Here is a 25,466-nt window from a genome sequence, read left to right on the forward strand (position 1 = left end):
TGCCAACAACGCGACGGGCAGGTCCGGCACCCGCGACGACGGATCCACCTGGTCGCCACCTCAGACAGTTAACCCCGTGAGATCTCCGAAGGGGGAGGTCGGATCGTGACGACCACCAGCTCCAAGGTTGCCATCAAGCCGCTCGAGGACCGCATTGTGGTCCAGCCGCTCGACGCCGAGCAGACCACCGCCTCTGGCCTGGTCATCCCGGACACCGCGAAGGAGAAGCCCCAGGAGGGCGCCGTCCTCGCCGTGGGCCCGGGCCGCTTCGAGAACGGCGAGCGCCTGCCGCTCGACGTCAAGGTCGGCGACATCGTGCTGTACAGCAAGTACGGCGGCACCGAGGTGAAGTACAACGGCGACGAGTACCTCGTCCTCTCGGCTCGCGACGTGCTCGCGATCATCGAGAAGTAGTTCACCCCAAGCACATTCTGCTTTGAGCTGCGCCCCTGGCCCCCGCGACCTTATGAAGCCGGGCTCAGGGGCGCGGTTCGTTTCACCCACGCTTTCCGAGAGGGCTGAACCGCTCCCATGGCGAAGATCCTGAAGTTCGACGAGGACGCCCGTCGCGCCCTCGAGCGCGGCGTCAACAAGCTTGCCGACACCGTCAAGGTGACGATCGGCCCCAAGGGCCGCAACGTCGTCATCGACAAGAAGTTCGGCGCCCCCACCATCACCAACGACGGCGTCACCATCGCCCGCGAGGTCGAGCTCGACGACCCGTACGAGAACCTCGGTGCCCAGCTGGTGAAGGAGGTGGCGACCAAGACCAACGACATCGCGGGTGACGGTACGACCACCGCCACCGTGCTGGCCCAGGCGCTCGTCCGCGAGGGCCTGAAGAACGTCGCCGCCGGCGCCTCCCCGGCCGCCCTGAAGAAGGGCATCGACGCCGCCGTCGCCGCCGTCTCGGAGGAGCTGCTCTCCTCCGCCCGTCCGATCGACGACAAGGCCGACATCGCCGCCGTCGCCGCGCTGTCCGCCCAGGACCAGCAGGTCGGCGAGCTCATCGCCGAGGCGATGGACAAGGTCGGCAAGGACGGTGTCATCACCGTCGAGGAGTCCAACACCTTCGGTCTGGAGCTGGACTTCACCGAGGGCATGGCCTTCGACAAGGGCTACCTGTCGCCGTACTTCGTGACGGACCAGGAGCGCATGGAGGCCGTCCTGGAGGACCCCTACATCCTCATCAACCAGGGCAAGGTCTCCTCCATCGCGGACCTGCTCCCGCTGCTCGAGAAGATCATCCAGAGCAACGCCTCCCGCCCGCTGCTGATCATCGCCGAGGACGTCGAGGGCGAGGCGCTCTCCACCCTCGTCGTCAACAAGATCCGCGGCACCTTCAACGCGGTCGCGGTCAAGGCCCCCGGCTTCGGCGACCGCCGCAAGGCGATGCTGGAGGACCTGGCGATCCTCACCGGCGCCACGGTCATCTCCGAGGAGGTCGGCCTCAAGCTCGACCAGGTCGGCCTGGACGTGCTGGGCTCCGCCCGCCGTGTCACGGTCACCAAGGACGACACCACGGTCGTCGACGGTGCCGGTGACTCCGGTGCCGTCACCGGCCGCGTCGCCCAGATCAAGGCCGAGATCGAGAACACCGACTCCGACTGGGACCGCGAGAAGCTCCAGGAGCGCCTCGCGAAGCTGGCCGGCGGCGTGTGCGTGATCAAGGTCGGCGCCGCCACCGAGGTGGAGCTGAAGGAGAAGAAGCACCGTCTGGAGGACGCCATCTCCGCGACCCGCGCCGCGGTCGAGGAGGGCATCGTCTCCGGTGGTGGCTCCGCGCTCGTCCACGCAGCGAAGGTGCTGGAGGGCGGCCTGGGCAAGACCGGCGACGAGGCCACCGGTGTCGCCGTGGTCCGCCGCGCGGTCGTCGAGCCGCTGCGCTGGATCGCCGAGAACGCCGGCCTGGAGGGCTACGTCATCACCTCCAAGGTCGCCGAGCTCGACAAGGGCCAGGGCTTCAACGCCGCCACCGGCGAGTACGGCGACCTGGTCAAGGCCGGCGTCATCGACCCGGTCAAGGTCACCCGCTCCGCCCTGGAGAACGCCGCCTCCATCGCCTCCCTCCTCCTGACGACCGAGACCCTGGTCGTCGAGAAGAAGGAAGAGGAGGAGCCGGCGGCCGCCGGTCACTCCCACGGCCACTCGCACTGAGGTACGCCGGCAAAGCCGGTAAGCAGTAAGTCACTGTGCCCCGCCGCACTGCGGCGGGGCACAGTGCTCTCGTGCTGGGGGCGGAGGGGACGGCAGATCCGGCTCGCCGGTCCGCATCGGCGGTGTCGGCTCGCCGGTCCACGTCGGCCGGCCTCCCCGCTCGGCTCCGAGGGGCTGCCCGAAGCCGAGGCCCGGCTTCGGGCAGCCGCTTTCGCCATGGCGAGCCGACCGGTCAGGCGTAGCCCTCGACGCGAACCTGCATGTAGACGTTGTGACCGTCACCGTTGTCGGTGTCGTCCAGGTTGCCCGCCCATTCGAAGGCGCTGTGGTTCTGGTTCGAGGGCCAGAAGGCGTACTGGCCACTGGACGGCGGCCGCCCGTCCCCGCGCTGACGGCGAACAGTCCTGCGGCTGTGATGGTTCATCTGACGGCAGAGCCGACATCCGGGACCAGGGACAGATGAAGCCCCCGTTCCGTATCCGGAACGGGGGCTTCGCCCCTCGCGGGTACTTCCTACTGTCGTACCCCTGAGCCCGTCGTACTACTTCACGGCCGCTGTCATCTCAGATCTGCAGCGCGTCCAGCGCTCCGAGCCGCTCCATCAGCCCGAGCCGGTCGTACTGCAACCAGCCCTCGGCCATCTTCCCGTCGGCGTCGAAGCGGTGGATCGTCGTCCCGGCCATGCTGACCTGCCGGCCGGTGTTCGGCACCCCCATGAACGCCGCCTTATGCACACCCGTCCAGAGCCACCTGGTGCACACCCGGTCGCCCTGGGCGATCTGGTCCTCGACGAGGAACGAGAAGTCGAAGGCCCCCCGCCACATCTCCAGCTTGCGCCGCATCGCGTCCATGCCGATGGTGTCCTGGCCCTCGACCGGCTCGTGGTCGTGGTAGTCCTCGGTGATCAGACCGTCCAGCGGAACCAGCGGGCCGGGCGCGGCGATCGTCTCGAAGAACCGCCGCGCGGTGTCGGCGTACCACCGCTCGTCACGCACCACCTCCAGATCCGTGAAGGTCGGCATCCCGTCGCTGAGCGCCAGGATCTCGTTGAGCACCTGGTCGGTCTCCGGTCGGTTCGAGTTCCGCATCGCCTCCTCGTACGAGGGGAACTCCACGATCTCGACCAGGTGCGACGCGTCGGAGCGGTCCTTGCCGACCACCACATGCGTCGCCGTCCGCTTCCCCTTGGCCTGCGTGACCCACTTGTCCATCAGCCGGTCCATCTCGGTCGGCCGGCTGGTCCTGCACTCGATGAGCTGTACGAACGTCATGCCACCGCCTCCGGCCCCCCTGGGTCCGGTACCGTCACGCCCATTTTCCCACCGGGGGAAGCGGCACCGCAGCCGTCACTGCGGCCCGTACTTGCGCCCCGTCTTCGAGGTGATCCCGCCCAGCAGCCCGCGCGGGGCCACCTTCGCCAGGCCGGTCAGCACCTTGTACCGCGGGTCCGGGATCGACAGCGTCTTGCCGCGCGCGAGGTCGGCGAGCGCCGCCTCGACCAGCTTGTCGGCGTCCAGCCACATCCAGCCCGGGATGTTGTCCGTGCCCATCCCGGCCCGCTGATGGAACTCGGTGCGCACGAAACCGGGCGCCAGCGCCATCAGACGGACGCCGGTCCCCGCCAGATCGCGCGCCGCGCCCTGGGTGAACTGCACGACCCACGCCTTCGACGCGCCGTAGGTGCCCCGGGGCACGAAGGCCGCCACCGAGGCCACGTTGACGACACCGCCGCGCCCGCGCTCCCGCATCGCCTCCGCCGCCGCCGAGGTCAGCCGCAGCACCGCCTCGCAGTGCACCTTGAGCATCTTCAGCTCGTCGGCCATCGAGACGTCCAGATAGCGGCCCTTGTTGCCGAAACCGGCGTTGTTGATCAGCAGGTCGACCGGGTTCCGGCGGTCGCCGAGGCGGGCGGCGACCGACTCGATGCCGGTGTCCTCCGCGAGGTCGGCGGTGAGCACCTCCGCCTCGATGCCGTGCCGGTCGTGGAGCTCGGTCGCCTGTTCGCGCAGCCGTTTGGTGTCCCGCGCCACCAGGACGAGGTTGTGCCCGTCCGCCGCCAGCCGCCGCGCGAACGCGGCACCGATCCCCGCGGTCGATCCCGTAATCAGAGCCGTTGTCATGGCCCAAGGGTAGTTACCCGGACTGACGGCGTCCGCTGCGCGCACCAGCTCTCCCGATGGGTGAAGCGCTGGTGAACGGCGTGCGGGTGACAGCCGTTCAGTCCTGCCGCGCCGCCATGTACTTCCGGGCCCGCGCCAGCGATTCCGGGTGCAGCGCCTCGCCCGCCGCGAGGAGCCGGGGCAGCAGCTCCCGCTCGGTGGTGACCGCGCGGAACTGCAGCGCCGCCGTCACCCCGTGGGCCGGGCGGTGGATGATCTCGATCGGGTCGCCGGCCCGGATCTCACCCGGTTCGATCACCCGGAGGTAGGCACCGGTCGCACCCTTCCGCGTGAACCTCTTCACCCATCCCCGCTCGCCCAGATGGCCCTGAAAAGTGCGGCACGGGATGCGCCCGGAGGTGACCTCCAGTACGACCTCGGAACCGATCCGCCAGCGCTCGCCGATCAGCGCATCCGACACGTTCAGCCCGTTTGTCGTGAGGTTCTCACCGAAACAGCCGTTCGGCAGCGGCCGGCCGAGCTCCTTCTCCCAGTCGTCGAGGTCCTCGCGCGCGTAGGCGTACACAGCCTGGTCGTCGCCGCCGTGGTGGCGCAGCTCGCACACCGTGTCCCCGGCCAGCCCGCCGCCCGCGACCCCCTTCGGGCCGGGCGCCTGCACCCGCACCGGGCCGTCCGCGGGTCGCTTGTCGATGCCGGTCACGCCGTCCTTCTGGTCCGTGTGGGGCGACGGCGTCGGGATGCCGAGGTTCACCGAGAGAAGCTCCATGGTCCGAAGGTACGGGACCTGCCTCAAAGCGTCGACGCGTTATTACGCGTGCTGTCCAAGCCCGCCTTATGCTCGGAGAGTGATAGAGGCCCGTCATCTCCGTGTCCTGCGTGCCGTCGCCACCACCGGTTCCTTCTCGGCGGCGGGGCGCGAACTGGGCTGCACCCAGCCCGCCGTCAGCCAGCAGATGAAGGCCCTGGAGACCTCCGTCGGCACCCCGCTGCTGGTGCGCAACGGCCGTGAGATGCGCCTGACCCAGGCCGGCGAGGCCCTCGTGCGGCACGCCTCCGGGATCCTCGCCGGGCTCACCGCCGCCGAGGAGGAGGTCGCCGCGATCGCCGGCCTGCGCGCCGGCCGGGTCCGCCTGGTCTCCTTCCCGAGCGGCAGCTCCACCCTGGTCCCGACGGCACTGGCCGCCCTGCGCGCGGCCCACCCCGGCACCCGGGTCTCCCTGGAGGAGGCCGAGCCGCCGAAGTCCGTGGAGCTGCTGCGCGCGGGCGACTGCGACATCGCGCTGGCCTTCCGCTACGAGGGTGCGGCGGGCGCCGAGGAGTGGGACGACCTGGTGGTGCGGCCGCTGCTGACGGACCGGCTGGTCGGCCTGCTGCCCGAACGGCACCGGCTCGCGCGCGCGGAATCGGTCGCCCTCGGGGAACTCGCCGACGAGCCCTGGATCGCGGGCTGCCCGCGCTGCCGGGGACAGCTCGTCCAGGCGTGCGAGAACGTGGGCTTCACGCCGCGCATCGATTTCGCCACCGACGACTACCCGGCCGTGGTCGGCCTGGTCGGCGCCGGTCTGGGTGTAGCGGTGCTGCCCCAGCTGGCGGTCGAGTCGGTACGCCCGAGAGGCGTGCGCACGGTGGCGCTGGAACCCGCGGTGGTGCGGGAGATCGTCGCCCTCACCCTGCCCGACCTGGCACAGGTGCCGGCCGTGGCGGCGACGCTGGAACAGCTGCGCAGGGCGGCCCGGCGGGCCTAGGGAGGCGGGGCCGACGGACGGCCCACTCGGCAGCGGTTTGAAGAAACGTTATTTCAGGCGTGTGCGGGGGAGTCGGTTCTTTCAGGTGTGCGGGAGGGGGTCGCCGCTGGTCGTCGCTGCCGACACCAGCCTGTTGCGCGCCCGCCCCATGAGCTCTTCGCGCTCGTCCTCGGTCAGGCCGCCCCAGACGCCGTACGGCTCGCGGACCGCCAGCGCGTGCGCCGCGCACTCCGCGCGGACCGGGCACCTCATGCAGACCTCCTTGGCCGAGTTCTCACGGGCACTCCGAGCCGCCCCGCGCTCGCCCTCGGGATGGAAGAAGAGCGAGCTGTCGACCCCACGGCAGGCGGCCAGGAGCTGCCAGTCCCACAGGTCCGCGTTCGGTCCGGGAAGGCGGGAGAAATCTGCCATTACGTGACCCCTTGTAGCCGTTCTGGGCGGATACGGTGCCAACGACCGTACATCTCCGGTCTAGAGAGATGAAAATATGACTCATTGCGAATCTAGCCCCAGACACCGTGAAACGGGAAGAAAAAGGTCTAAATGGGGCATTGGATGTGATGAAAAGTTGAGGGTCTGACGTCCATGTCTGCACCGTGTCCGCCCCCTCACGTAGAGTGCCGAAGACGGCATGAGGCCCCGTAACTCTTTCGAGTGACCGTCGTTGAGAGTGCGGAGGCGGTTGAAACAACAAGCGCTCGGGCAGGCGTCCGAGACGGTCGACCGCACAGGTGACGATTCCGTACCAGCCTGGAGGCTCAAGGTGACGCGCATCAGCTGCGGAGGGCGGTCATGACATCCGTCCTCGTCTGCGACGACTCCCCGCTTGCCCGAGAGGCGCTGCGCCGCGCGGTGGCGACCGTGCCCGGCGTCGAGCGCGTGACGACGGCGGCCAACGGCGAGGAAGTCCTCCGCCGCTGGGGCGCCGACCGCTCCGACCTGATCCTGATGGACGTGCGCATGCCCGGACTGGGCGGTGTCGAGACCGTGCGCCGGCTGCTGTCGGCCGACCCCGGCGCGCGCATCATCATGCTCACGGTCGCCGAGGACCTGGACGGGGTGGCCCTGGCCGTCGCGGCCGGCGCCCGCGGCTACCTGCACAAGGACGCCTCGCGTGCGGAACTGCGCGCGACCGTCACCCAGGCGCTCGCCGACCCCACCTGGCGGCTGGCGCCCCGCCGTCTCCGCTCGGCCGAGATGGGCGCCGCGCCCACGCTCACCGCGCGCGAGATCCAGGTCCTGGAGGGCATGAGTCACGGCCGCTCCAACGCCGAGATCGGCCGCGAGCTGTTCCTCTCCGAGGACACCGTGAAGACCCATGCCCGGCGCCTGTTCAAGAAGCTCGGCGCCTCCGACCGCGCCCACGCGGTGGCCCTCGGCTTCCGCTGGGGACTGGTCCGTTAGCAGGGCGGTGAGCTGCGTCGCAGCGGGACCGCGGACCGACCGGACGCCCCCGCCTACCCCATGGTGGGCGGGGTCCGCAAGGCGGAGCGCCGGAGGCCCGCTGCTCGTTTCGGCGCCGATGCCGCATCCTTGAGGTGTGGAGTCTCTCGGGGACGAGTCGTTCGAGCGGAAGGGGAGGGCGCAAGGGATGAGTTCCGGCGCACCTGCTCATAACGCTTCGGTGCACAACGACGGACGCGGTGCCACACCGCCGACGGCCGCAGGGCACGATGGACCGATGCGCGACGACGAGGCGGTCACCGCCATAGGGACGATCGGCGCTCTCGTCCATCGCGCCGTCGACGGGGACGAGCAGGCCACGCACGACCTGCTCGCCCATGTCCACCCGCTCGCGCTGCGCTACTGCCGTACGCGCCTGTCGCGCCTCCCGGGTGACGCCCGCCACTTCGTGGAGGACCTGGCCCAGGAGGTCTGCGTGGCGGTTCTCCTCGCGCTGCCCCGCTATCGCGACACCGGCCGCCCCTTCGAGGCCTTCGTCTTCGCCATCGCCTCCCACAAGGTCGCCGACCTCCAGCGGGCCGCGATGCGCCATCCGGGCTCCACGGCCGTCCCCTCCGACGAGATGCCGGAACGCCCCGACGACTCCCTCGGTCCCGAGGAGCGGGCGCTGCTCAGCAGCGACGCCGAATGGGCCAAGAAACTCCTGGCCAACCTCCCCGAGAACCAGCGCGAGCTCCTTCTCCTGCGCATCGCGGTGGGCCTCACCGCCGAGGAGACGGGTCAGATGTTGGGAATGTCACCGGGCGCGGTCCGGGTCGCCCAGCACCGGGCCCTGAGCCGGCTGCGCGCCCTGGCGGAGCAGTAGCCGCACGGTTCGCCGCCCCCGATGAACAGGCGTGCGCTCGTTTCCGTACGAACATACGAAGCCCGAGGCTGAGTCGTACCGTGGAATTTGGGGCCTGTGCTTCCCGTTAGCATGGACATCCGCACCGTTCAAGGCCATTTGGGGAAGGTGTCATGACTGCCAACGTCGACGGAGTGCCCGGAAAATTCGCGACACTCGGGCTTACCTACGACGACGTGCTGCTGCTGCCGGGCGCATCCGAGGTGCTCCCGAACGCGGTCGACACCTCGTCCCGCATCTCCCGCAACGTCCGGGTCAACATCCCGCTCCTGTCGGCGGCGATGGACAAGGTGACCGAGTCCCGCATGGCGATCGCGATGGCCCGCCTCGGCGGCGTCGGCGTGCTGCACCGCAACCTGTCGGTCGAGGACCAGGTCAACCAGGTCGACCTGGTCAAGCGGTCCGAGTCCGGCATGGTCACCGACCCCATCACGGTGCGCCCGGAGGCGACCCTCGCCGAGGCCGACGCCCTGTGCGCCAAGTTCCGCATCAGCGGTGTGCCCGTCACCGATCCGGCCGGCAAGCTGCTCGGCATCGTCACCAACCGTGACATGGCCTTCGAGAGCGACCGCACCCGCCGCGTGCACGAGGTCATGACCCCGATGCCGCTGGTCACCGGCAAGGTCGGCATCTCCGGCACCGAGGCCATCCAGCTGCTGCGCAAGCACAAGATCGAGAAGCTGCCGCTGGTCGACGCCGAGGGCGTCCTCAAGGGGCTGATCACGGTCAAGGACTTCGTCAAGGCCGAGAAGTACCCGAGCGCCGCCAAGGACGCCGAGGGCCGCCTGCTCGTCGGCGCCGCCGTCGGGGCCAGTCCCGAGGCCCTGGAGCGGGCCCAGGCGCTCGCCGAGGCCGGCGCGGACTTCCTGGTCGTCGACACCTCGCACGGTCACAACAGCAACGCCCTCAGCTGGATGTCGAAGATCAAGTCGAGCGTGGACGTCGACGTGATCGGCGGCAACGTCGCCACCCGCGACGGCGCCCAGGCGCTCATCGACGCCGGTGTCGACGGCATCAAGGTGGGCGTGGGCCCCGGCTCCATCTGCACCACGCGCGTGGTCGCCGGCATCGGTGTCCCGCAGGTCACCGCCATCTACGAGGCGTCCCTCGCCGCCCGCGCGGCCGGCATCCCGCTGATCGGCGACGGCGGTCTGCAGTACTCCGGCGACATCGGCAAGGCGCTCGCCGCCGGTGCCGACACCGTGATGCTCGGCAGCCTGCTGGCCGGCTGCGAGGAGTCGCCCGGCGAGCTCCTCTTCATCAACGGCAAGCAGTTCAAGTCGTACCGCGGCATGGGATCGCTCGGTGCGATGCAGTCCCGCGGCCAGGGCAGGTCGTACTCGAAGGACCGGTACTTCCAGGCCGAGGTGGCCGCCGACGACAAGCTCGTGCCCGAGGGTGTCGAGGGCCAGGTGCCCTACCGCGGTCCGCTCTCCAACGTGCTGCACCAGCTCGTCGGCGGTCTGCGCCAGACCATGGGCTACGTGGGCGCCGCCACCATCGAGGAGATGGAGTCCAAGGGCAAGTTCGTCCGCATCACCTCCGCGGGCCTCAAGGAGAGCCACCCGCACGACATCCAGATGACGGTCGAGGCGCCGAACTACAGCCGCAAGTAGTCACCACGGCCTTTCCAGGGCGGCCCCGGATGCACCGGGGCCGCCCTTGTCGTACCCGTCGGCGATACTGGAAGACGCTGAAACGAAGAGGGAAAGGCCACAGACGTGACTGAGATCGAGATCGGGCGCGGCAAGCGCGGCCGCCGGGCGTACGCCTTCGACGACATCGCCGTCGTCCCCAGCCGCCGTACGCGGGACCCGAAGGAGGTCTCGATCGCCTGGCAGATCGACGCCTACCGGTTCGAGCTGCCGTTCCTGGCCGCCCCCATGGACTCGGTCGTCTCCCCGGCCACCGCGATCCGCATCGGCGAGCTCGGCGGCCTCGGGGTGCTGAACCTCGAAGGTCTGTGGACGCGCTACGAGGACCCGCAGCCGCTGCTCGACGAGATCACCGAGCTGGACGCGGACGCCGCGACCCGCCGCCTCCAGGAGATCTACGCGGCTCCCATCAAGGAGGAGCTGATCGGGCAGCGCATCAAGGAGGTGCGCGACTCGGGCGTGGTCACCGCCGCCGCGCTCTCCCCGCAGCGCACGGCCCAGTTCTCCAAGGCCGTCGTCGACGCGGGCGTGGACATCTTCGTCATCCGCGGTACGACGGTCTCGGCGGAGCACGTGTCGGGTTCGCACGAGCCGCTGAACCTGAAGCAGTTCATCTACGAACTGGACGTCCCGGTCATCGTCGGCGGCTGCGCCACGTACACCGCCGCCCTGCACCTGATGCGCACGGGCGCGGCCGGCGTGCTCGTCGGCTTCGGCGGCGGCGCCGCGCACACCACGCGCAACGTGCTGGGTATCCAGGTCCCGATGGCCACGGCCGTCGCGGACGTGGCCGCCGCCCGCCGCGACTACATGGACGAGTCCGGCGGCCGGTACGTCCACGTCATCGCCGACGGCGGTGTCGGCTGGTCCGGCGACCTCCCCAAGGCGATCGCCTGCGGCGCCGACGCGGTCATGATGGGCTCCCCGCTGGCCCGCGCCACGGACGGCCCCGGCAAGGGCCACCACTGGGGCATGGAGGCCGTCAACGAGGAACTCCCGCGTGGCAAGAAGGTCGACCTCGGCACGGTCGGCACGATCGAGGAGATCCTCACCGGCCCGTCCCACATCCCCGACGGCTCGATGAACATCTTCGGGGCGCTGCGGCGGGCGATGGCCACGACCGGCTACAGCGAGCTGAAGGAGTTCCAGCGCGTCGAGGTGACGGTGGCGGACAGCCAGCACAAGCGGTAGTTCCCGGAGGACGAGCGAAGGGCCGGACACCCGGGTGGGGTGACCGGCCCTCTCGTGTACCACGAGCCGGTCAGGCCGCCGCCTTCTTGGCTCCCGAGAACGCCGCCCACCCGGCGATCGCGAAGAAGAGGAAGGTCAGCGGGTCGGACTCTTCCTTCCACGCGTCCTGGACGACGCCGAAGTGCTGGAAGAACAGCTCGGAGAAGCTCACGTCGAGCTGGTCGGCGCCGATCATCGCCTCGCCGACCAGCTGGCCCAGGTAGACGGAGCCGAGCGCGAGGACGGTGCTGACGACGGCGAGCATCGGGTTGCGGCCGCCGAGCCGGCCGGCCGCGAGGCCTATGACGAAGCCGACGCCGACCGCCGCCCAGCCGATCTCGTGCTTGGTGAGGCCGATGACCACGCCGTAGAGGGCGGCGGCGGCCACGGCCGCGACGACGGCGGCGGCCAGGCCGACGGCGACATTGCCCCGGGGCGGCGCGGGCGGCGCCGGAGGCGGGGGTACGGCGCCGGGCTGGGCGGCGTACGGCGACGGAGCCTGCTGCTGGGCGAACGGGTTGCCGTCGGCGGGCTGCGGCTGCGGCTGCGGGTGCGACTGGGGCTGTGGCTGCGGCGGTGGTGGAGCTGACTGGCTCATGACAGAAAATCCCCCCTGGTGGATCACTGCGAGAACGGCGAGGTGAAGCGACGTGCGCACACCTGTGCGACGAGTGAGGGGAGACTAACAGGAGCCTGTGACAACGCTCCTGGTGATTTCAGAGCCGGTGAGCCGCCCCCGTCGGTGTCGCCCCGCGCGTGTCCAGCAGCAGCTGTGCCTTCACCGACAGACCCTGGAGGTCGTACGTCCGGTGCTGCTGGACCAGGATCGTCAGATCGGCGTCGGCGGCCGCCTCGTAGAGGGAGTCCGCGCGGGGGACAGGGCGGTCCAGGACGTTCCAGGACGCGATGTGCGGGTCGTGGTAACTGATCGAGGCGCCCAGTTCCATCAGCCGGATCGCGATCTCACGGGCGGGCGTGGCCTGCTGGTCGGCGAGGTCGGCCTTGTAGGTGACGCCGAGCAGCAACACGCGCGCGCCGCGGGCCGACTTGCCGTGCTCGTTGAGCAGCGCGGCGGCGCGCTGGACGACGTACCCCGGCATCCGGTTGTTGACCTGCTGGGCCAGTTCCACCATGCGCAGGCCGCGGCCGGCGACGCCGGACAGGTCCTGGGCGACCCCGTGGCCGCCGATACCGGGTCCGGGGCGGAAGGCCTGGAATCCGAACGGCTTGGTCTCCGCGCAGCGGATCACGTCCCACAGGTCGACGCCCAGGTCATGGCAGAGGACGGCCATCTCGTTGACGAGGGCGATGTTGACGTGCCGGAAGTTGGTCTCCAGGAGCTGCACGGTCTCGGCTTCGCGCGGGCCACGCGCGCGTACCACCTTGTCGGTGAGCCGGCCGTAGAACGCGGCGGCCGACTCCGTGCAGGCCGGCGTGAGACCGCCGATGACCTTCGGGGTGTTGGCCGGGGTGAAGTCGCGGCTGCCGGGATCCACCCGGCTGGGCGAGTAGGCGAGATGGAAATCGCGCCCCGCGCGCAGACCCGAGCCCTTCTCCAGCAGAGGCCGCAGGAAGTCCTCCGTCGTCCCCGGGTGGACCGGCGACTCCAGGATGACCGTGGTGTGCGGGCGCAGCCGCTCGGCCAGGGTGCGGGCCGCGGCCTCCACCCGGCTCAGGTCGAGCCCGCCGTCGGCGCCGCGCGGGGTCGGCGCGCAGATCACGGCCGTCCGCACCCGCCCGAGCTCGGCCGGGTCCTTGGCCACCCGGAAGCCCCCCGAGAGCATCCGGCGCAGCTCGGCGGGGCTGAGCGAGCCCGCCTCGGGACCGGTGGCGTACCCGATCGTGGGGATGCCGGCGGCCACGGCGGCCTGGGCGAGGGGCAGGCCGTAGGGACCGAGTCCCATGACGGCGAGGTCTGCGGGCATGGCGTGGGCCGTCCTTCCCAGTAACCGAAGCGGGACAGGTGCGCAAGCCCTGTGGACAGGATGAGCGAAGCGCAATGTCAGACTAGGAGTAAATATGAACGTTATGTGGGATTGTGTACGTGTGTCTTCCGGGGGTTCGGTGAGCGTTGTCCACAGGCTGGGGGCGCGTGGTGGCTGAAGTCGGGCAACGCGGTCAGACTTTGGGCATGGGCCTCACCTGCCGGGTGTGGCCGATGCGACCGACGACCGACGACGAGCCATGACCGATGGCGGCAGAGCGGGAGGCAGCGGTGAGGACAGCGACACTGGGGCCGAAGCAACGGGCGGAGTCCTTGGCGGCCATGGCCGAGCGCGAGCTGGACGTGCTGGTCGTGGGCGGCGGAGTGGTAGGCGCCGGAACCGCGCTGGACGCGGCCACCCGGGGCCTGAACACCGGCATCGTCGAGGCCCGTGACTGGGCCTCCGGCACCTCCAGCAGGTCCAGCAAGCTGATCCACGGCGGCCTGCGCTATCTGGAGATGCTCGACTTCGCCCTGGTCCGCGAGGCCCTCAAGGAGCGCGGCCTGCTCCTGGAACGCCTCGCCCCGCACCTGGTCAAGCCGGTGCCCTTCCTCTACCCGCTCCAGCACCAGGGCTGGGAGCGCCTGTACGCCGGCTCGGGCGTCGCGCTCTACGACGCGATGTCCATGGCCAGCGGGCACGGCCGGGGCCTGCCCATCCACCGTCACCTGACCCGCCGTCACGCCCTGCGGATCGCGCCCGCCCTGCGCAAGGACGCCCTGGTCGGCGCCATCCAGTACTACGACGCCCAGATGGACGACGCCCGCTACGTGGCGACCCTGGTGCGCACGGCGGTGTCCTACGGTGCGAAGGCCGCCAACCGCGCGCGCGTGACCGGGTTTCTGCGCGAGGGCGAGCGGGTCGTCGGGGCCCGGGTGCAGGACGTGGAGGGCGGCGGGGAGTACGAGATCCACGCCCAGCAGGTCGTCAACGCGACCGGTGTGTGGACCGACGACACCCAGGCGATGGTCGGCGAGCGCGGCCAGTTCCACGTCCGCGCCTCCAAGGGCATCCACCTGGTCGTCCCCAAGGACCGCATCCACTCCGCGACCGGCCTGATCCTGCGCACCGAGAAGTCGGTCCTGTTCGTCATCCCGTGGGGCCGGCACTGGATCATCGGCACCACCGACACCGACTGGGACCTGGACAAGGCCCACCCGGCCGCCTCCAGCGCCGACATCGACTACCTCCTCAACCACGTCAACTCGGTGCTCGCGGTGCCGCTGTCGCGCGACGACGTCCAGGGCGTCTACGCCGGTCTGCGCCCGCTGCTGGCCGGGGAGTCCGACGCCACCAGCAAGCTGTCGCGCGAGCACACGGTCGCGCATCCGGTGCCGGGGCTCGTGGTCGTCGCGGGCGGCAAGTACACGACGTACCGGGTGATGGCCAAGGACGCCGTCGACGAGGCGGTGCACGGGCTCGACACGCGGGTCGCGGAGTGCGTCACCGAGGACATCCCGCTGCTCGGCGCGGAGGGCTACCGGGCGATGTGGAACGCGCGGGCGCGGATCGCCGCCCGCACCGGCATCCACGTGGTCCGGGTCGAGCACCTGCTGAACCGGTACGGCTCGATGGCGGACGAGGTCCTCGAACTCATCGCCGCCGACCCGGCGCTCGGCGAGCCGCTCTCGGCCGCCGACGACTATCTGCGCGCCGAGGTCGTCTACGCCGCCTCCCACGAGGGCGCCCGCCATCTCGACGACGTCCTCACCCGCCGTACCCGCATCTCCATCGAGACCTTCGACCGGGGCACCCGCAGCGCCCGCGAGGCCGCCGAGCTGATGGCGCCGGTCCTCGGCTGGGACAAGGACCAGATCGAGCGGGAGGTCGAGCACTATGAGAAGCGGGTGGAGGCGGAACGGGCGTCCCAACTCCAGCCGGACGACCAGACGGCCGACGCGGCCCGCCTGGGAGCCCCGGACATCGCACCGCTCTGAAACCCACCCGATCGAGCGACCCGGGGCCGGGATCTTCCCCCGAACCCCGGCCGTTCTACCTACCGCGAGGGCAGAACTCGGCCGCGAGCAGTGCGGGTTCGAGGTCCGGGTCCCCGACCGCCGTCGTGTTCACGCGGAACGTAAGGACATGCCGGCCGCCGATCGAGGCAGCACTCCGCACATAGCTGCCCGCGATCCGGCCGTTGTGCCCCCACACCGTGGTCCCGCACGGCAGCTTCACAGGAAAGATCCCCAGGCCGTACACCCCATGTGCGGCACGGGTGCTGAGCATCTCGCGCAGCCAGTGCGAGGGCAGCAGCTCGCCGTCCAGGAGCGCCGCGTAGAAGCGGTCCAGGTCGTCGAGCGTGGTCACCAGCTCACCCGCGGCGCCGGCCACGCGCGGGTCGAGCTCGGTGACGTCGGAGCCGTCGGCCGCGTAGGCGCGGCCGTGCGGCGCGGGCAGCGCGGCACGGGCACCCGGGAAGGACGTGCCGGTGAGACGGAGAGGAGCGATGATGCGGCGCCGCGCCTCGGTGGCGTAAGAGTGACCGGTGACCCGGCGGATGACCATGCCGAGCACGACGTAGTCGGTGCTGGAGTACGAGTAGCGGCCGAGGCCGGTCGAAGGGAGGGCGAGTGCGATGCGTACGGCCTGAAGCGGGGTCAGGGGGACGGCCCCTCGGGTGAGCTCGGTGAAGTCGGCGAGCCCGCTGGTGTGGCCGAGCAGGGCACGCAGGGTGATCCGCCGGCCGTCGACGCCACGTCCGCGCAGCAGCCCCGGCAGGTACCGCTCGACGGGGTCGGACAGGGACAGCCGGTGTTCCGCGGCCAGTTGCAGGACGACGGTGGCGACGAAGGTCTTGGTGATGCTGCCGGCGCGGAAGTGGTCGGCACGGGTGATGCCCCGGCCGGCGGCCGCATAGCGGACGTCGTCGCCGTCACGGTCCAGGAGGGCGGCCGCGGGTGCCCGGCCTTTGGTGACGAACTGTGACAGGAGCGGGTCCGTGGCCTCCGCCGAGGACGCGGAACCGACCGTCACCAGGGCGATCAGCAGGGCAAGAGAGACCGGTATGGCCACCAGTGTCCGAAGCGACGGCATCCGGGTTCCTCCCTTGTCGCGGCCCATCATCCAGGCTCGGGTGACGCCCTCGTCACGGGGGGTTCCGGTCGGCCGGCCCCGATGTGCGGTCAGGGGCACCCTGGGCGTCGGGCACTTGTCGGGTGAGGGACAATGAAGGCTCTGTCAGGGCGGGTTGCATGAGGGGACGCATGTCGGAGGCGGAGCGGGCGGGTACTTCTCGTCAGGAGACTCGTCAGGACAACAGTGAGCGTCTTCTCGCCGGGCGGTACCGGCTGGGAAGGGTGCTCGGCCGCGGTGGCATGGGCACGGTGTGGCGCGCCGAGGACGAGACCCTGGGCCGGACGGTGGCCGTCAAGGAGCTGCGGTTCCCGTCGAACATCGACGAGGAGGAGAAGCGGCGCCTGATCACGCGCACCCTGCGCGAGGCCAAGGCGATCGCCCGGATCCGCAACAACAGCGCGGTGACGGTCTTCGACGTGGTCGAGGAGGACGACCGGCCCTGGATCGTGATGGAGCTGGTCGAGGGCAAGTCGCTGGCCGAGGTGATCCGGGAGGACGGCCTGCTCAAGCCCAGGCGTGCGGCCGAGGTCGGGCTCGCGATCCTGGACGTGCTGCGGTCGGCGCACCGTGAGGGCATCCTGCACCGGGACGTGAAGCCGTCCAACGTGCTGATCTCCGAGGGCGACGGCCGGGTGGTGCTCACCGACTTCGGTATCGCCCAGGTCGAGGGCGACCCGTCGATCACCTCCACCGGCATGCTCGTCGGCGCCCCCTCCTACATCTCCCCGGAGCGGGCCCGCGGTCACAAGCCCGGCCCGGCGGCCGACCTGTGGTCGCTCGGCGGCCTGCTGTACGCGGCGGTCGAGGGCGCCCCGCCCTACGACAAGGGGTCGGCGATCGCCACGCTGACCGCGGTGATGACCGAGCAGCTGGAGGAGCCCAAGAACGCGGGGCCGCTCCGGGACGTCATCTACGGGCTGCTCACCAAGGACCCGGCCAAGCGGCTGGACGACGCCGGCGCGCGGGCGATGCTCAACGCGGTGATCAGCGCGCCCGAGGAACTGCCCGTCGATGCCACGCGGGTCGTGCCGCTGCCTCCGCAGCCGGACGCGCCGCAGGCGGAGAAGGGCGCCGGGGCCAGGCGGGGCGAGGAGGCGGGGGAGAAGCTGCGCGGGGCGCTGCGGTCCGTGCGGAAGGCCGCGGGAGCGGCGAGCGCCGCGTCCGCGACCCGCACGAAGAGCCCCGCCGTGGAGGCGGGCGGCGCCAAGGGCGGTTCGGCCGCTTCCGTTTCGGGCCCGGTCTCCGGCTCGGCGGGCGGCGCACGTCCCGCTGCCGGTCCTGGCACCGGGTCCGCCGCTGGTGCTGGTGCTGGTGCCGGTGCTGGTGCCGGCAGTGCATCGGCGGGGGCCAAGCCCGCCGCCGGCAAGGCGAGTTCCGGGTGGCCCGTGGTGCCGCCGCCGGATCTGGACCTGGCGCCCCGGCCCGTGCCGCGGGCTCCGCTCACGGACGTGGTGCCGAAGCGGACCCTGGTGATCATCGCCGTGGTGGTGGTGCTCGCGGTGCTCGGTACCGTGCTCGCCCTCACGCTGGGCGGCGACGACGGGGACGACAAGGGGAGCGGCAAGAGCGGCGGTTCCAAGGCGGTGGCCAGCTCGGGCGCGAGCGCGAGCGCGAGTTCCGGCTCGGGGTCCGGCGGCGGATCCTCCACCAAGGAGGACACGAGCGGCGGTAACCAGGCGGACGGCGACTCCGCGGCGGCCGCGGCCGCCGGGAGCACCGGCGACGACACCGACGCGTCGAACGACGACGGTTCCTCGGCGTCGAACTCCAGTGGCAGCGGCAGCGACAGCGCCTCGGCGGTGCAGACGTACAACGGAGGCCAGGGGTACTCGATCGGGCTGCCCAAGGGCTGGAAGTTCCAGACCGGCAGCTCCGCCGGGGACCGGTTCACCGGGCCCGACGGGCAGAAGCTGCTGATCGCCTGGACGAGCACGCCCAAGGACGACCCGGTGGCGGACTGGAAGAACCAGGAGCGTTACATGGTGCGCTCCCAGTACCAGAAGATCCGAATAGCAGCGGTGAGCTACCGCGGCTGGAACACGGCTGACTGGGAGTTCACCTACGTCGACGGCGGCACGGAGTACCGGACCGTCGACCGCGGGTTCGTCGTCAGCCCGAAGCAGGGCTACGCGCTGATGTACACCGCGAAGGCCGCCGACTGGAGCAGTGAGCTGCGCAAGGACACCTGGAAGACACTGACGGCGAGCTTCGAGCCGAAGTGACAAATTCGCATCCCCTCAATGCGACTTGCCTCCGGCACGTATCGTGAGTGGTTGCGGACCGTACGCATCCAGGTAGGTGTGCGGAACGGGCCGCGAAACGAACGGATTTGACCACCGGGCGGCCGGGGGAGGCTACGTGGACGACTACGCGGGTCGGGTACTCGCCGACCGCTACCGCCTGCCCCTGCCCCCCTCCGACGAGTACGAACACACCGAGACCCGGGCCTTCGACACCTACAGCGGGCAGGAAGTGTACGTCCGGCAGGTGCCGTTGCCGGAGGTCGTCGAGGCGGAGGTGCTGGACGCCGAGGGGCTGCCCGACGGGTTCACGGCCCGTGACCGTGGCGCGCGTCGGCCACCGGCCGCCCGTACCGCGACACGCCGGCCGAGCGATCCCGCGGTGCGCCGCGCCGTGGAGGCCGCGCAGGCCGCCGCCCGGATCCCCGACCATCCCCGGCTCGACCAGGTCTTCGACGTGTTCGCCGAGGGCGGTTCGCTCTGGATCGTCAGCGAGTTCGTGGCCGCGCGGTCGCTGGCGACCCTGCTCGCCGAGCGGCCGCTGACGCCGTACCGGGCGGCCGAGGTCGCCTCCGACGTGCTGATGGCGCTCCGGGTGCTGCACGCGCACGGCTGGGTGCACCGCAACATCACCGCCCGCACGGTCCTCGTCTGCGACGACGGCCGGGTGATGCTGACCGGCCTCGCCGTCGGGGCGGCGGAAGAGGCGCTGTGCGGGTACGACCCGGTGCCGGCGCCGGAGGGAGAGGGCGGCGCGGAGACCGCCGGCCGTCGGCGGGCCGGGGAGGCGGAAGGTTCCGCCACATCCGGCGGTCCGGCCGGTCCCGGAGGCTCGGGCGCCCTCGCTGTCGGGGGCATCGGGAGCATGGGTGGTGCGTCGGGTGGTACGACCGGCGCGCGGACGGCGCCCGGCGTGCCGGAAGCGGATCCCGAGGCCGCCCGGCGTGCCGCCATTCAGGCCCGGGCCGCCGGCGGGCTGCCGGGGGGCGGGCCGGACGAAGGTCCGGGCGGAACCGGTACGGGCGCGGTGGAGCGGCGGGCGCTGGAGACCGGTGCGGACGTCCGGGCCGCGCGGGCCGGGGCGATCGCCGCGTACCGGGCGGGGGCCAGGGCCGCCGCCCGGGTCCAGGAGGCCCAGCAGAACGGCCGGGCCGCGCTGCCCGGCGCCCGGCCGCCGGCCGACGCCGACACCGGCACGCCCACCCCGCAGCCGCCGTACGGTCCGGGGCAGGCCAACGGTGCGGCGCAGCCGCCGTATGCCAACGGGGCGGCCCAGCAACCGCCGTACACCCAGGTGCAGGTGCAGGGGCAGGTGCAGGGATCCGGCGGCAGTGTGCCGCCCGGCCAGATCGCCGACCCGTACGGGGTGAGCGGTGCGCCGTCGTCCTGGCACGGGGCCGTGCCCCGTCCCGGCGCGGCTCCCGCGGAGCGCACCGCGCTGCCGGCCGTCGGTCCCGGTACCGACCTCCCGCGACCGGTCTTGCCCGCGCAGGCCCCCCGTTGGGGCGAGCCGGGTGTCGCCGCCGTGACCGGGCGGCGCGGGCCCGCCACCGCGCTGGCCGCCGAGCGGGCGCGGCAGGTGCGGATGACCGTGGTCGGGCCGGTGACCGAGCGCTGGGCGCCGGAACAGGCCGGGCCCGTGCACGAGAACTGGCAGCTGGCGGCGCCCATCGGACCGGCCACCGACCTGTGGGCGCTCGGCGCGCTGCTGTTCCGGTCCGTGCAGGGACACGCGCCGTATCCGGAGGAGTCGACGGCCGAGCTGGTGCAGTTGGTGTGCTCGGAGCCGCCCGCCTTCGCGGAGGAGTGCGGGTCGCTCAGGCCGGTCGTGGAGTCGTTGCTGCGTCAGGACCCCACCGAGCGGCTGGACTTCGAGGAGCTGCGCGGCTGGCTGCGTTCGCTGGTGCGGTCCGCGCCCGAGCCGGACGCCGGCGCGCATGTCGTCGCCGCCCCGCCCGCCGCCGACCCGGCTCGGCTGCCGATCGTCCGCCGGCGCGGGCAACTGGTGCGCTGGCGCCGGGCCGGGCTCCCGGCGACCAGTCCGCACGGCCGGCACAAGCGGGCCCGCCAGGAGGCCAAGTCCCCGCGCAGACTGGGCCGTACGCTGCTTCTGCTGGTGCTGCTCCTGCTGGCCGCCGTGGTCGCGTACGCCATGGTGTTCCTGCCGAAGAAGGACAGCGCGGACAACGGCGCCGCGACGAACGGCGACCGGACCGGCGCGGCCGGCGAGGCCGGTCCCGCGTCGAGTCCGAGCCCGACCCCCACGCCGACACCGACGCAGACGCAGACGGCGGACCCGTCCACCGAGACGCAGACCACCGCCGGTTCGACGGGCGGCGACACGGCCGCCGACGGCTTCACCCTGCGCGGCGACCCGGACGGCTTCCGGATCGCCGTCGCCAAGGGCTGGAGCCGCACCCCGCGCAACGGCAGCGGCCAGGTGATCTACTCGCACGGGAAGTTCGAGCTGATCGTCGTGGCCGGGCGGGACAGCGCGGCGACCTACGGCAACGACCCGATGACGTACCAGCGGGACAAGGAGGCGGAGTTGCAGCCGTACCGGGACTCCAGCTGGGCCACGGCGGGCGGGCTGCGGACCATCACGGTGGGCCGGCAGGTGTCGGCCGAGGGGCAGTTCACCTGGACGGACAGCGGGCAGGGCGACCTGTTCGTGCGGAACATGGTCTTCCTGATCAACGGCCGGTACCACATCGTGCAGGTCCGCGGCCCGGAGTCGGAACGGGACGAGGTCACCCGGCTGTACGACCAGGCGTCGTCGACGTACAAGTACACCGGCTGAGCGTCAACGCCGGTGCGCGTCGAATGGTTCCCGTTCCGCTGGGCGGATTCCGTTCACTTTTCGTGGCGAAAGCGAAAACCGTCACAGTGCTGTCTCCGTGGGACCCCACCGGTTCCATGACCGAAGGCCGGTCCTTAGTCTGGCCCTGACAAGACCATTGCGGGGCAACGTGAATCAGATGCAGGGCCTGCTCATCGCGGGCCGCTACCGGCTGGCCGACACCATCGGCAGCGGCGGCATGGGCCGGGTGTGGCGCGCCCACGACGAAGTGCTGCACCGGGCGGTCGCCATCAAGGAGTTGACGGCCGCGCTCTACGTCTCCGAGGGCGACCAGGCCATCCTGCTGGCCCGCACCCGGGCGGAGGCCCGGGCCGCGGCGCGCATCAACCACTCCGCCGTCGTCACCGTCCACGACGTCCTCGAACACGACGGCCGTCCGTGGATCGTCATGGAGCTGGTCGAGGGCCACTCGCTGGCCGACGAGGTCAAGGAGCGCGGGCGCGTCGAGCCGCGGGAGGCCGCGCGGATCGGGCTGTGGGTGCTGCGCGCGCTGCGCGCCGCGCACAGCGCCGGCGTGCTGCACCGGGACGTCAAACCGGGCAACGTCCTGATCGGCCGGGACGGCCGGGTCCTCCTCACCGACTTCGGCATCGCCCAGATCGAGGGCGACACCACGATCACCCGTACCGGGGAAGTCGTCGGATCCGTCGACTATCTCGCGCCGGAGCGCGTGCGCGGGCACGATCCCGGGCCGTCCTCCGACCTGTGGGCGCTGGGCGCGACGCTGTACACCGCGGTGGAGGGGCGCTCGCCGTTCCGCCGCACCTCACCGCTGACCACCATGCAGGCCGTCGTCGAGGACGAGGCCGCCGAGCTGAGCAACGCGGGTGCGCTGGAGCCGGTCATCACCGCGCTGCTGCGCAAGGAACCCGCCCAGCGGCCCGGCCCCGAAGAGGCCGAGCAGATGCTCGCCGAGGCGGCCGAGGGCCGGCGGCCGAGCGGGGCGCAGATGTATGTGGCGACGGGGCAGACGGGGTACGACGTCACGGGGACGGGGACGGGCACCAGTACCCGTGTGCAGTCGGCCGTCGCCACGCCGTATCCGCCGGTGACGATCGGGCCCGTGCCCGTGCCCGTGCCGGCGAAGCGGTACCGCCTGCGCACGTTCGCCCTGATCGTCGCCCTCGCGGCGGTCGTCGGTGGGGGCGTCGCGGTCGCGCTGCAGCAGTTCGGCACGGACAGCCCCGGCGGCCTCGTCTCTGCCTCGTCGACTCCGGGTGCCAGTGCCGGCGCCGGCGCCAGTGCTTCGCCGAGCGACGGGGGCGGTCAGGGGGCGGTTCCCGCCGGTTGGGAGCGGCGCGATGACCCGGTGGGCTTCAGCATCTCCCTGCCCAAGGGGTGGAAGCGGTCCGTCTCCATCGACCAGGACGGCCTCCGGCAGGTCGACTACTCGCCCGACAAGGGCAAGCACCTCGTGCGGGTCGCCGTCGACACCGCGCCGGACTTCAGCACCGCGTACGAGCACATGAAAGACCTGGATCAACGGGTCTCGAATCGGCTGCTCGGCTACAAGCAGCTGAGCCTCAAGGAGGAGCTCTTCCGCGACCAGCCGGGCGTCCGTTGGGAGTACACCTGGAACGCGTTGGCCAAGGACGCTCCCCACTACTTCCCGGGGCCCTACCATGCGATCGACGTCGGGTACATGAACAGCGCCGGCACCGAGTACGCCATCTACGCGGCCTCGCCGGCCGACGACTGGACCACCACCAGCAAGCAGTTCGGCGTGATCCTGCGGGGTTTCCAGGAGGGCTGACCCGAGTTGGAACAGTGCGCCGCCGCCGTCCTTACTGGGCGGCGGCGCACTCGGCCGCCCTCCGCTGAGGCTCAGGCGTAGTCGGTGCAAGAACGGACTATCGTGCTTCCTTCTATGACCGCCACCTGCGCGCCGATGTAGTCGAGCGAATCACCCGAGGGCGCCGCGTAAGTGGAGAAGCTGCTCTTCTGGTCGTTTCCGTCGTATTCGGAATGCCAGCCCCACTCCGTGACGAATCCAGTGCTGTCGTCTATGGAAACGAGGCGAATGGCCACATGGTGACCATCGGCAGCGGTGTCCTTGATCCAACCGCTGATGTCCACATAGTGGGCTGACCAGTTGGTGAACGTGAGACTCCCCGTGGCGCCCGTCACCGAGCACGCGGCTCCGCCGCTCGCCGCGCTGGCATTGGTGACTGTGGTCGCGGCGAATATCGCCACCGCTGCGACGCTCGTGACGGAAAGGCGCTTCAATGTGTTTCCCATAAAGGGAAGATAAGGCTTCCATGATTCACTTGACAGCATGATTCCAGCCGCCCGGTTTACCTTTTATGGGGCGTATGGCATGGCTGTTCGCCATGCTTGCACCCGTTTTGAAATCGTTCATGGCTGAAAATGATCGCCGCTGAAGTCGGTCGGTGGTGCACTTGGCCGGTCACCGCGCCGGAAGGGGTCCGTCCGGTGCGGCATCATGGGGCCATGGGGACCGACGGGGAAGCCGTCCGTCTGATCGCGGGGCGTTATCGCCTGGAAACGCGGCTCGGGCGGGGCGGGATGGGTGTCGTATGGCGCGCGACCGATCAGTTGCTCGGCCGCCAGGTCGCCGTGAAGGAACTCATCGTCGACGACTCCCTCCCGGACGACGACGCCCGGCTGCGCCGCGACCGCACCCTGCGGGAGGCGCAGGCCGTCGCGCAGCTGCACCACCCGCACATCATCGTCGTGCACGACGTGGTGGAGGAGGGCGAACGGCCCTACATCGTCATGGAGTTGATCGACGGCGGCTCGCTCGCCGACCGGATCTCCCGGAGCGGCCCGGTGGACGTCGGGGAGGCCGCGCGGATCGGGATCGCCCTGCTGAGCGCGTTGCGGACGGCGCACACCGCCGGGGTGCTGCACCGGGACATCAAGCCGGCGAACGTGCTCGTCGAGGCGGACACCGGGCGTGTCGTGCTCACCGACTTCGGGATCGCCCAGGTCGCGGGCGCCACCACGCTCACCGAGACCGGTTCCTTCGTGGGATCGCCCGAGTACACCGCGCCCGAGCGGATGTCCGGCTCCCGGTCCGGTCCCGCCTCCGACCTGTGGTCACTGGGCGCGCTGCTGTGCGCGGCGCTCAGCGGCGAGTCGCCGTTCCGGCGCGACTCGCTCGGCGGGATCCTGCACGCCGTGGTCTCCGACGAGATCCGGCCACCCGCCCAGGCGGAGCCGCTGCTGCCGGTCGTACGAGGGCTGCTGGAGCGGGATCCCGAGCGGCGGCTGGGTGCGGCGGAGGCCGAGCGGATGCTGCGCGGTTTCCTGGAGACGGGAGCCGTGGCGGTCGCGAGTACGACGGAGAGCGTCGGCGTCTCCGCGTACACGCCGACCCAGCGGGACCTGCCCTGGCCGCCGGCACCGGCCCCGGCACCGGCCGGGCCGCCCCGGTACTCGCCCCGCGGGGTACTGGTCGCCGCGCTGCTGGTCGCGGCGATGGCCGGAGCCGGAGTGTCGGCGGCCGCGCTGCTGTTCAACGGCGGCGGAGGCGGCGGCACCCCGGGCCCCGGGGGCACGGCGACCCTCTCCACGTCGCACCCGGCGCCCACCACCCCGACTCCGTCCTCGTCGCCCCCTTCGCTCTCACCCTCGCCCACCGACTCCCGCACCGCGCCCTCCGGTTACCGCCTCGCCCAGGACTCGGCCGGCTTCTCCCTCGCCGTCCCGGAGGGCTTCACCCGCGACGCGCAGGGCCAGCGCGTCTTCTACCTGTCGCCGGGGCAGACCTTCCGGCTCGGCATCAAGGTCTCCGAGCCCCAGACGGGCGGACCGGGGACGGCGATGCGGCGGGCGGCGGCCGACGGGCCGAGCACGAACCCCGGCTACCACGACGGCCGGGTCACCGACACCACCCACTCCGGGCACCCCGCCGCCTTCTGGGAGTTCACCTGGAAGGGCTTCAGCGCGACGGAGGGCCCCCGGCACACCTACGACCTCTGCTGGGAGCAGGACGGCCGGATGTACGACGTGTGGGTGTCCGCGCCGGTCGGGAAGGTACGGGAGGCACGGGAGTACTTCGACGTCGCGGTGGACACGTTCGCGGGGGACTGAGGGCCCCGGAAGGGGTGACTCGGCCGGAGTGA

Annotated in this window: 21 protein-coding genes; 12 read left to right on the top strand and 9 right to left on the bottom strand. The window is 71.3% G+C overall.

The window, feature by feature from the left end:
- Positions 1-105: 105 nt before the first annotated feature.
- Both groES and groL read left to right on the top strand, forming a co-directional pair.
- Positions 106-414, top strand: a complete 309-nt coding sequence (gene groES / locus ACGFZQ_RS06410; protein WP_330459340.1) for a co-chaperone GroES — start codon at positions 106-108, stop codon at positions 412-414.
- A 117-nt stretch (positions 415-531) separates the two neighbouring features.
- A complete protein-coding gene (gene groL, locus ACGFZQ_RS06415) occupies positions 532-2,157 on the top strand; it encodes a chaperonin GroEL (protein WP_351693584.1) in 1,626 nt (541 codons plus the stop codon).
- Positions 2,158-2,389: 232 nt separating this feature from the next.
- On the opposite strand, the gene ACGFZQ_RS06420 is transcribed toward groL, so the two are convergent.
- The 4 genes from ACGFZQ_RS06420 to ACGFZQ_RS06435 form a co-directional block, all read right to left on the bottom strand.
- Entirely contained in the window at positions 2,390-2,581 is a 192-nt protein-coding gene (locus ACGFZQ_RS06420) for a hypothetical protein (protein ID WP_393839408.1), read from the bottom strand.
- A gap of 139 nt (positions 2,582-2,720) precedes the next feature.
- Positions 2,721-3,428, bottom strand: coding sequence for an ester cyclase (locus ACGFZQ_RS06425; protein ID WP_393839409.1), 708 nt, complete (start codon positions 3,426-3,428; stop codon positions 2,721-2,723).
- A 75-nt stretch (positions 3,429-3,503) separates the two neighbouring features.
- Positions 3,504-4,277: an SDR family oxidoreductase gene (locus ACGFZQ_RS06430; protein ID WP_351742164.1), complete on the bottom strand. Its 774-nt coding sequence runs from the start codon at positions 4,275-4,277 to the stop codon at positions 3,504-3,506.
- 97 nt (positions 4,278-4,374) lie between these two features.
- Positions 4,375-5,043 carry an MOSC domain-containing protein gene (locus tag ACGFZQ_RS06435; RefSeq protein WP_393839410.1) on the bottom strand — a complete coding sequence of 223 codons (669 nt, stop codon included), beginning with the start codon at positions 5,041-5,043 and terminating at the stop codon, positions 4,375-4,377.
- A gap of 79 nt (positions 5,044-5,122) precedes the next feature.
- Here ACGFZQ_RS06435 and ACGFZQ_RS06440 point away from each other — a divergent pair, with 79 nt between their 5' ends.
- A complete protein-coding gene (locus ACGFZQ_RS06440) occupies positions 5,123-6,022 on the top strand; it encodes a LysR family transcriptional regulator (protein ID WP_393839411.1) in 900 nt (299 codons plus the stop codon).
- Between the two features lie 81 nt (positions 6,023-6,103).
- Here the strand turns inward: ACGFZQ_RS06440 and ACGFZQ_RS06445 are convergent, their stop codons facing one another.
- Positions 6,104-6,433 (bottom strand): WhiB family transcriptional regulator, encoded by a 330-nt coding sequence (locus ACGFZQ_RS06445; RefSeq protein ID WP_351742155.1) that lies wholly within the window; start codon positions 6,431-6,433, stop codon positions 6,104-6,106.
- Between the two features lie 381 nt (positions 6,434-6,814).
- Here ACGFZQ_RS06445 and ACGFZQ_RS06450 point away from each other — a divergent pair, with 381 nt between their 5' ends.
- The 4 genes from ACGFZQ_RS06450 (at position 6,815) to ACGFZQ_RS06465 (ending at position 11,176) form a co-directional block, all read left to right on the top strand.
- A complete protein-coding gene (locus ACGFZQ_RS06450) occupies positions 6,815-7,426 on the top strand; it encodes a response regulator transcription factor (RefSeq protein ID WP_003948568.1) in 612 nt (203 codons plus the stop codon).
- 277 nt (positions 7,427-7,703) lie between these two features.
- Positions 7,704-8,291 (top strand): sigma-70 family RNA polymerase sigma factor, encoded by a 588-nt coding sequence (locus ACGFZQ_RS06455; protein ID WP_351693558.1) that lies wholly within the window; start codon positions 7,704-7,706, stop codon positions 8,289-8,291.
- Positions 8,292-8,443: 152 nt separating this feature from the next.
- The gene (gene guaB / locus ACGFZQ_RS06460) at positions 8,444-9,946 is read left to right on the top strand and encodes an IMP dehydrogenase (RefSeq protein ID WP_393839412.1); all 1,503 of its coding nucleotides are present in this window, start codon (positions 8,444-8,446) and stop codon (positions 9,944-9,946) included.
- A gap of 105 nt (positions 9,947-10,051) precedes the next feature.
- The gene (locus tag ACGFZQ_RS06465) at positions 10,052-11,176 is read left to right on the top strand and encodes a GuaB3 family IMP dehydrogenase-related protein (protein ID WP_355923078.1); all 1,125 of its coding nucleotides are present in this window, start codon (positions 10,052-10,054) and stop codon (positions 11,174-11,176) included.
- Between the two features lie 70 nt (positions 11,177-11,246).
- On the opposite strand, the gene ACGFZQ_RS06470 is transcribed toward ACGFZQ_RS06465, so the two are convergent.
- Together ACGFZQ_RS06470 and ACGFZQ_RS06475 are read right to left on the bottom strand one after the other, a co-directional pair.
- Positions 11,247-11,813: a hypothetical protein gene (locus ACGFZQ_RS06470; RefSeq protein WP_393839413.1), complete on the bottom strand. Its 567-nt coding sequence runs from the start codon at positions 11,811-11,813 to the stop codon at positions 11,247-11,249.
- Positions 11,814-11,931: 118 nt separating this feature from the next.
- Positions 11,932-13,140 carry a nucleotide sugar dehydrogenase gene (locus ACGFZQ_RS06475; protein WP_351742144.1) on the bottom strand — a complete coding sequence of 403 codons (1,209 nt, stop codon included), beginning with the start codon at positions 13,138-13,140 and terminating at the stop codon, positions 11,932-11,934.
- A gap of 290 nt (positions 13,141-13,430) precedes the next feature.
- Between ACGFZQ_RS06475 and ACGFZQ_RS06480 the strand changes: the two genes are divergently transcribed.
- Positions 13,431-15,137, top strand: a complete 1,707-nt coding sequence (locus ACGFZQ_RS06480) for a glycerol-3-phosphate dehydrogenase/oxidase (protein WP_393839414.1) — start codon at positions 13,431-13,433, stop codon at positions 15,135-15,137.
- 55 nt (positions 15,138-15,192) lie between these two features.
- Here the strand turns inward: ACGFZQ_RS06480 and ACGFZQ_RS06485 are convergent, their stop codons facing one another.
- A complete protein-coding gene (locus ACGFZQ_RS06485; protein WP_393839415.1) occupies positions 15,193-16,236 on the bottom strand; it encodes a serine hydrolase domain-containing protein in 1,044 nt (347 codons plus the stop codon).
- 170 nt (positions 16,237-16,406) lie between these two features.
- Here ACGFZQ_RS06485 and ACGFZQ_RS06490 point away from each other — a divergent pair, with 170 nt between their 5' ends.
- From ACGFZQ_RS06490 to ACGFZQ_RS06500, 3 genes are all read left to right on the top strand, one after another.
- Positions 16,407-18,500 carry a serine/threonine-protein kinase gene (locus ACGFZQ_RS06490; protein WP_393839862.1) on the top strand — a complete coding sequence of 698 codons (2,094 nt, stop codon included), beginning with the start codon at positions 16,407-16,409 and terminating at the stop codon, positions 18,498-18,500.
- A 136-nt stretch (positions 18,501-18,636) separates the two neighbouring features.
- A complete protein-coding gene (locus ACGFZQ_RS06495) occupies positions 18,637-21,318 on the top strand; it encodes a protein kinase (RefSeq protein ID WP_393839416.1) in 2,682 nt (893 codons plus the stop codon).
- 178 nt (positions 21,319-21,496) lie between these two features.
- Positions 21,497-23,131 carry a serine/threonine-protein kinase gene (locus ACGFZQ_RS06500; protein ID WP_393839863.1) on the top strand — a complete coding sequence of 545 codons (1,635 nt, stop codon included), beginning with the start codon at positions 21,497-21,499 and terminating at the stop codon, positions 23,129-23,131.
- A gap of 71 nt (positions 23,132-23,202) precedes the next feature.
- Here ACGFZQ_RS06500 and ACGFZQ_RS06505 read toward each other — a convergent pair whose 3' ends face one another.
- A complete protein-coding gene (locus ACGFZQ_RS06505; RefSeq protein ID WP_393839417.1) occupies positions 23,203-23,616 on the bottom strand; it encodes a hypothetical protein in 414 nt (137 codons plus the stop codon).
- Between the two features lie 213 nt (positions 23,617-23,829).
- Here ACGFZQ_RS06505 and ACGFZQ_RS06510 point away from each other — a divergent pair, with 213 nt between their 5' ends.
- Positions 23,830-25,434 (top strand): serine/threonine-protein kinase, encoded by a 1,605-nt coding sequence (locus ACGFZQ_RS06510; RefSeq protein ID WP_393839418.1) that lies wholly within the window; start codon positions 23,830-23,832, stop codon positions 25,432-25,434.
- Positions 25,435-25,466: the final 32 nt, after the last annotated feature.

Source organism: Streptomyces sp. NPDC048254 (genome assembly GCF_043201895.1).
Lineage (GTDB): Bacteria > Actinomycetota > Actinomycetes > Streptomycetales > Streptomycetaceae > Streptomyces.

Coding starts and splice junctions, on each gene's coding strand:
- groL (WP_351693584.1), top strand. CDS start 532: ATGGCGAAGATCCTGAAGTTCGACGAGGACGCCCGTCGCGCCCTCGAG.
- ACGFZQ_RS06420 (WP_393839408.1), bottom strand. CDS start 2,581: ATGAACCATCACAGCCGCAGGACTGTTCGCCGTCAGCGCGGGGACGGG.
- ACGFZQ_RS06425 (WP_393839409.1), bottom strand. CDS start 3,428: ATGACGTTCGTACAGCTCATCGAGTGCAGGACCAGCCGGCCGACCGAG.
- ACGFZQ_RS06430 (WP_351742164.1), bottom strand. CDS start 4,277: ATGACAACGGCTCTGATTACGGGATCGACCGCGGGGATCGGTGCCGCG.
- ACGFZQ_RS06435 (WP_393839410.1), bottom strand. CDS start 5,043: ATGGAGCTTCTCTCGGTGAACCTCGGCATCCCGACGCCGTCGCCCCAC.
- ACGFZQ_RS06445 (WP_351742155.1), bottom strand. CDS start 6,433: ATGGCAGATTTCTCCCGCCTTCCCGGACCGAACGCGGACCTGTGGGAC.
- ACGFZQ_RS06450 (WP_003948568.1), top strand. CDS start 6,815: ATGACATCCGTCCTCGTCTGCGACGACTCCCCGCTTGCCCGAGAGGCG.
- ACGFZQ_RS06455 (WP_351693558.1), top strand. CDS start 7,704: ATGCGCGACGACGAGGCGGTCACCGCCATAGGGACGATCGGCGCTCTC.
- guaB (WP_393839412.1), top strand. CDS start 8,444: ATGACTGCCAACGTCGACGGAGTGCCCGGAAAATTCGCGACACTCGGG.
- ACGFZQ_RS06470 (WP_393839413.1), bottom strand. CDS start 11,813: ATGAGCCAGTCAGCTCCACCACCGCCGCAGCCACAGCCCCAGTCGCAC.
- ACGFZQ_RS06475 (WP_351742144.1), bottom strand. CDS start 13,140: ATGCCCGCAGACCTCGCCGTCATGGGACTCGGTCCCTACGGCCTGCCC.
- ACGFZQ_RS06485 (WP_393839415.1), bottom strand. CDS start 16,236: ATGCCGTCGCTTCGGACACTGGTGGCCATACCGGTCTCTCTTGCCCTG.
- ACGFZQ_RS06490 (WP_393839862.1), top strand. CDS start 16,407: ATGTCGGAGGCGGAGCGGGCGGGTACTTCTCGTCAGGAGACTCGTCAG.
- ACGFZQ_RS06500 (WP_393839863.1), top strand. CDS start 21,497: ATGCAGGGCCTGCTCATCGCGGGCCGCTACCGGCTGGCCGACACCATC.
- ACGFZQ_RS06505 (WP_393839417.1), bottom strand. CDS start 23,616: ATGGGAAACACATTGAAGCGCCTTTCCGTCACGAGCGTCGCAGCGGTG.
- ACGFZQ_RS06510 (WP_393839418.1), top strand. CDS start 23,830: ATGGGGACCGACGGGGAAGCCGTCCGTCTGATCGCGGGGCGTTATCGC.